This is a genomic window from Candidatus Burkholderia verschuerenii (assembly GCF_001189365.1).
Taxonomy (GTDB): Bacteria; Pseudomonadota; Gammaproteobacteria; order Burkholderiales; family Burkholderiaceae; genus Caballeronia; species Caballeronia verschuerenii.
The window spans coordinates 1-5,078 of record NZ_LFJJ01000310.1 but is presented as its reverse complement, the minus strand read 5'-3'; the positions used below and the strand labels follow the sequence as shown (position 1 = coordinate 5,078).

7 protein-coding genes are annotated in these 5,078 nt (G+C 62.4%); 6 read left to right on the top strand and 1 reads right to left on the bottom strand.

Features of this window, described 5'->3' with window-relative positions:
• Positions 1-168 precede the first annotated feature (168 nt).
• Positions 169-846 carry a GntR family transcriptional regulator gene (locus BVER_RS28355; RefSeq protein WP_050456079.1) on the bottom strand — a complete coding sequence of 226 codons (678 nt, stop codon included), beginning with the start codon at positions 844-846 and terminating at the stop codon, positions 169-171.
• 246 nt (positions 847-1,092) lie between these two features.
• Here BVER_RS28355 and BVER_RS28350 point away from each other — a divergent pair, with 246 nt between their 5' ends.
• From BVER_RS28350 to BVER_RS28330, 6 genes are read left to right on the top strand one after another with little or no spacing between them, the layout of a single operon-like run.
• A complete protein-coding gene (locus BVER_RS28350) occupies positions 1,093-1,338 on the top strand; it encodes an ArsR/SmtB family transcription factor (protein WP_050456078.1) in 246 nt (81 codons plus the stop codon).
• The gene (locus BVER_RS28345) at positions 1,335-2,183 is read left to right on the top strand and encodes a hypothetical protein (protein ID WP_050456077.1); all 849 of its coding nucleotides are present in this window, start codon (positions 1,335-1,337) and stop codon (positions 2,181-2,183) included. The genes BVER_RS28350 and BVER_RS28345 overlap by 4 nt, the downstream gene beginning before the upstream one ends.
• Positions 2,180-2,341 carry a 3-oxoacyl-[acyl-carrier-protein] synthase III C-terminal domain-containing protein gene (locus BVER_RS36080; protein ID WP_369094845.1) on the top strand — a complete coding sequence of 54 codons (162 nt, stop codon included), beginning with the start codon at positions 2,180-2,182 and terminating at the stop codon, positions 2,339-2,341. The genes BVER_RS28345 and BVER_RS36080 overlap by 4 nt, the downstream gene beginning before the upstream one ends.
• Position 2,342: 1 nt before the next feature.
• Positions 2,343-3,353 carry an NAD-dependent epimerase/dehydratase family protein gene (locus BVER_RS28340; protein ID WP_050456076.1) on the top strand — a complete coding sequence of 337 codons (1,011 nt, stop codon included), beginning with the start codon at positions 2,343-2,345 and terminating at the stop codon, positions 3,351-3,353.
• Positions 3,350-4,198 carry an MBL fold metallo-hydrolase gene (locus tag BVER_RS28335; RefSeq protein WP_050456075.1) on the top strand — a complete coding sequence of 283 codons (849 nt, stop codon included), beginning with the start codon at positions 3,350-3,352 and terminating at the stop codon, positions 4,196-4,198. Before BVER_RS28340 ends, BVER_RS28335 begins: the two co-directional genes overlap by 4 nt.
• Positions 4,185-4,955 carry a hypothetical protein gene (locus tag BVER_RS28330; protein ID WP_157056275.1) on the top strand — a complete coding sequence of 257 codons (771 nt, stop codon included), beginning with the start codon at positions 4,185-4,187 and terminating at the stop codon, positions 4,953-4,955. The genes BVER_RS28335 and BVER_RS28330 overlap by 14 nt, the downstream gene beginning before the upstream one ends.
• Positions 4,956-5,078: the final 123 nt, after the last annotated feature.

Here is a 5,078-nt window from a genome sequence, read left to right as displayed (position 1 = left end):
TTGCTACACGCTTCCTTCAGACCCCGCCTCACGACGACGCCCTTGCGTTTCACTAGGCCTTCGCCCCATCAGGCTGGACAGGGAACTTGCACCCCCAAGCTGTTGCGCATGCTCGGCGCACAAAAAAAAACCGCCTTGCGGCGGTTCGTCGTCGAGCAGATCGTGTGGTCAGTCGGGTTCGGCGATGCGGCGGAGCGCCTGCTGCACCAGTTCCGACACGCGCCGGATATGCGCCGCCGATGCTTCGTAGGCGGCCGCGCCGTCGCCTTTTTCGATGGCGGCGAGCAGCGTATTCATCTCCTGATTCGATTCCGCGCCGCGCCCGGTCGAGGAAATCGTCAGCGCCCGCAAGCGGTTGATGCGCGTGTTCAGCGTGCGCACGACCGAGAGCGAGACCGACCGCTGCGCGCCTTCGAAAAGCGCGTCGTAGAACGCTTCGGTCTGGGTCAGCACTTCGGCGAAGGCGTCTTTCGCGAAGGCCGCCTCGATCTTGCGGCGGATGCCGCGCAGTCGTTTGATGACATCGGGCGTCGCGTTTTCGGCGCAGGCGCGTGCGGCGTTGGCTTCGAGCAGACCGCGCAGTTCGTAGATTTCGGCGACCTGAGTCGGATCGAGCCGCGCGACGATCGGACCGGTACGCGCCACGGTCTCGACGAGCCCTTCCGTTTCGAGGTGCCGCAGCACTTCTCGCACGACGGTGCGACTGACGCCCAGTTCGTCGCACAGGGTGCGCTCCACCAGGCGCGCGCCGGGGCGGAAATAGCCCTGGACAATGGCTTCGCGCAGCTTTTCGAGCGTGAGCTCGCGCAGGGTCTTGGCGTTTCTATCGACTTTCAGATCGGACATTCAGGCCTTCGCATGGGTGAACGGCGGCGTGGCCGCTGGCATCCCATATTATTGCGTATTTTGGGTGGATGTCTGGCGATCGCCAAAATGGCAAGCGTGATTGCCGAGCCATTCGCCATGAGTAATAGTCGCGAGCCGCCGACCTTGACAAAATTTGACTAAATAACTAGATTTATAGTCATACGCACACAATTCGCCGACTCCATCCCCGCAGAGTGGGACCGCTTCGCCGCCGTCTTCTCGGCCATGGGCGACACTTACCGGCAGCGGATCATGCTGCTGTTCGAGCCGGGCGAGCGCCTGACGATCAAGCAGATCGTCGACTGGCTGCCGCTGAGCCTCACGGCCACGATTCATCACATTCGCGTGCTGCAGGGCGCCGGACTGCTCGACGCCAAGAAGGAAGGCCGCGATGTGTACCTGACGGCAAATAAATCGCTGCTGATCGACGCGCTCGACACCACCGCCCGATATGCGGAGGAGGTGTTATGAATCGCCATTCGACACGCTGTATCCGCATCTGCGGCACTGGCGCTGCGGTACCGGCAAACACGTTGACCAGCGAGGAAATCGACCGGCGTTTCGGTCTTCCCATCGGCACGGTATTTAAGCGATACGGCGTGCGCACCCGGCACTACGCCATCCATGAAAACGCTGCAGCGCTCGCCGCCGAAGCGTGTGAGCAGGCTTTGCAGCGCGCAGGTTTCGAGTGGAGCGACATCGACTGCCTCGTTGCGTCGTCAGCGACCATGGATCAGGCGCTGCCCTACAACGCGGCGATGATTCTCGCGGCAGCCGGAACGGGCGTCGGTCATATCAGCGCATTCGATATCGGCGCCAGTTGCCTGTCGTTTCTCGTCGGCCTCGACACGATCAGCTATCTCGTGGAATGCGGCCGATATCGCAATGTGATGATCGTGTCGTCGGACATCGCGACCTTCTCGCTCGACTGGACGACGCTCGGCGAGTCGGCCATCTTCGGCGACGGCGCGGCAGCCGCCATCGTCCGTAAGAGCGTGCCGGGCGAGCGATCCTGCATTCTCTCGTCGCAGATCGAAACTCACGCGAGCGGCGCGAACGATTGCCATATCAAGGCGGGCGGCTCCCGTTATCATCCGCGCCGGCCGGACGTCGACTTTGGTCCGCTCACGTTGTTCCATATGGATGGGCCGCGTCTGTTCCGAACCGTATCCAAAGAATTGCCGCGTCTCGTTTCGCAGTTGCTCGACGGCGCTGCACTCACGCTCGAACAGATTCGTCTAGTGATCCCGCATCAGGCAAGCCGCCTCGCGCTAGATCATCTCGCGAAGCGTTTGAGGATCGAGCCGGCCCGCTGATCGATATTTTCGCGGAGTCCGGCAACCAGGTTGGCGCATCGCTTCCGTCGGCGTTACATCACGCGATCGAAGGCAGCAGAATAAAGCGCGACGAGCCGCTGATGCTGCTCGGATCGGGAGCCGGGTTGACGCTCGGCGGCATGGTGCTGGTGTACTGACATGCGGATACTCGTGACAGGCGGCACCGGCTTCCTCGGACGACATGTCGTATGGCGGCTCAACGCATCGGGCCACGAGGTCGTGTTCACCGGCCGCAATGCGCGGCATGCGGAAACGGTCCTCAACGGCATAACACGCGCCGATTGCGAAACGCGCTTCGTTATGCTCGAACATGGAAGCGCCGAAAGCCCCGCGACGATGCATGAAACGGCGGCAGGCGCCGATGCCGCGGTGCACTGTGCAGCGCTTTCTTCACCTTGCGGACGTCCCGAAGCGTTCCACAAGGCGAACGTCGAATCGACGCGGGAAATTGTCGATGCCTGCCGAGCGCGAGGCGTGCCACGGCTCGTCCATATCTCGACGCCGAGTCTTTATTTCGATTTCCGCGATCGCATCGGCATCCGGGAAGACGAACCGCTGCCCTCGCCTGTCAACGACTATGCGCGCACCAAGGGCATCGCGGAGCAACATGTGATGCAGTCGACACTCGACTCGGTCATCGCGCTACGTCCGCGCGCGATCATCGGCCCTTACGACGCCACCCTATTGCCTCGGCTATTGCGCGTTGCCCGCACGTCGCGTTTGCCATTGATGCGCGGCGGCGACGCCCTCATCGACCTGACCTATGTGGACAACGTCGTCGATGCAATTGAACTTGCGCTGTCCGCCGATCTGCAGCACGCCATCGTCAATATCAGCAATGGCGAGCCCATGCCCGTGCGAACACTCTTCGCCATGCTCGCAGATGCATTCGGCATCGAGTTGCGCGTGCGCCGGATTCCCTATCCCATTGTCGACGCCGTTGCTGCGTTGCTGGAGCGGGCCGCATTCTTGAGGCCGGGGTGGGAGCCGCCCGTCACGCGCTATTCCGTGGGACTGCTCGCCTATTCGCAGACGCTCGACCTGACTCGCGCCCGTAATCTCCTCGGCTATGCGCCTCAAGTGACGCTTGCCGAGGGCATCCGCCGCACGGCTGTCTGGGCCGATCAGTGCAAACAAGCTCGCTCATGACGACGACGCTCGGTTTTCATCTGCTTCGGATCGGCCATTGCTCGCATCCCGAGTGCGTGACGCAACGTGGAGGATGCCTGCGCAGCGTGCCATTCCCGGCGCTCGCGGGCCTGCTGCTCCATCCTCGCCTCGGCCCGATGCTGTTCGATACCGGCTACAGCGACGCCTTTTTTGCAGCGACGCAGCCGTTCCCCGAGCGGCTGTATCGACTCGTTACGCCTGTGTCGCTGACATCAACGGAAGCGCTTCCCGCGCAACTCGCCCGGCATGCGCTCGCACCGCACGATATCCGGCACGTGTTCCTCTCGCATCTGCATGCCGACCATATCGCTGGCATCGGCGAATTGCCGAACGCAAGATTCTTTGCGATGCGCGAAGAAGTCGCTGCCATGCGTCGCGCCTCTCGCATCGGCGGCTTGCGGCGCGGCTATCTGCGAACCTTGCTGCCGGCCTCATTCGATACGCGATTGACCTGCGCCGACGATTGCGAGCGCGTCGTGCTGCCGCGCGCCATGCACCCGTTCACGCACGGCTTCGACCTGCTGGGCGACGCGAGCGTGATCGGCGTGCCGCTTCTCGGCCATACGCCGGGTCAACTCGGCATACTGTTTCGGACAGCAGGCGCGCGATCAATATTTCTCGTCGCCGACGCGTGCTGGTCCCTCGAAGCCGTCAGAGATGACAAACCACCGTCATGGATCGCATCGCGTCTGTTCTCGGACAAGCGCGCGTTCCTCGCGACCTTTGCCGGATTGCGTCATCTGCTGAGCAGCAACGATGCACTGTCCATCGTCCCGTCGCACTGTGAACTCACGTGGAGGCACCTCGGTCGTGAATTTCATTGACTTCACCCGGATGATGGGCGCGTTCGCATCGACGCGATACGGTCTTCGCTTTAGCGATCGCGCGACATTCGACAGCTGGCAGACGCGCCGGCTCGACGCGTTCCTTCGCACGCGGCTGACGCAAGCGAGCTTCTACCGCGACTATCCGCGCCACGAACTTGCCGCGCTGCCCGTCGTCGACAAACCGTTCACGCTGCAACGCTTCGCCGCGTTCAACACGCGTGGCATTGCACTGGAAACGGCATTGGCAGCGGCACGCGCGTTGGAGTCGTCCGGCGTACTGCCGTCGCAGTTCGATCCGAAGCTCACGGCAGGACTGTCGAGCGGCACGAGCGGCCGGCCCGGCGTCTTTCTCGCGAGCGCATCGGAACGCGCTACGTGGGCCGGCATCATGCTCGCTCGCACGCTCGATCGCGACCTGCTCAGGCTGCTCGCCACGCGTGCGAAACCATTGCGCGTCGCGTTTTTCCTGCGGGCAAACAGTTCGCTCTACACGACGTTGCACAGCCACCGCATCGAGTTTCGTTTTTTCGATCTTCAAGCGGGCGCGCATACGCATATCGATACCTTGGCCGGCTTCGCTCCGGAAGTGCTCGTCGCGCCCGCGAGCGTGCTCGGCTGGCTTGCCGGCGAAACGCTCGCGGGACGTCTGCCCCTCTCGCCGCGCAAGGTCATCTCGGTCGCGGAAGTGCTCGAGCCCGACGATGAGGCGCTTATCCGCGAAGCCTGGGGCAAACTCGTTCATCAACTGTATTAGGCTCTGTTCACATTTGAAGAAATGTGTTTACATCTCATCTTTTGCGTAAGCGATCAAGATGAGTCGAATGTTGCTGACCGATGAGATATGGGGACGACTGGAGTCCATTGTTCCGGGTAAGCC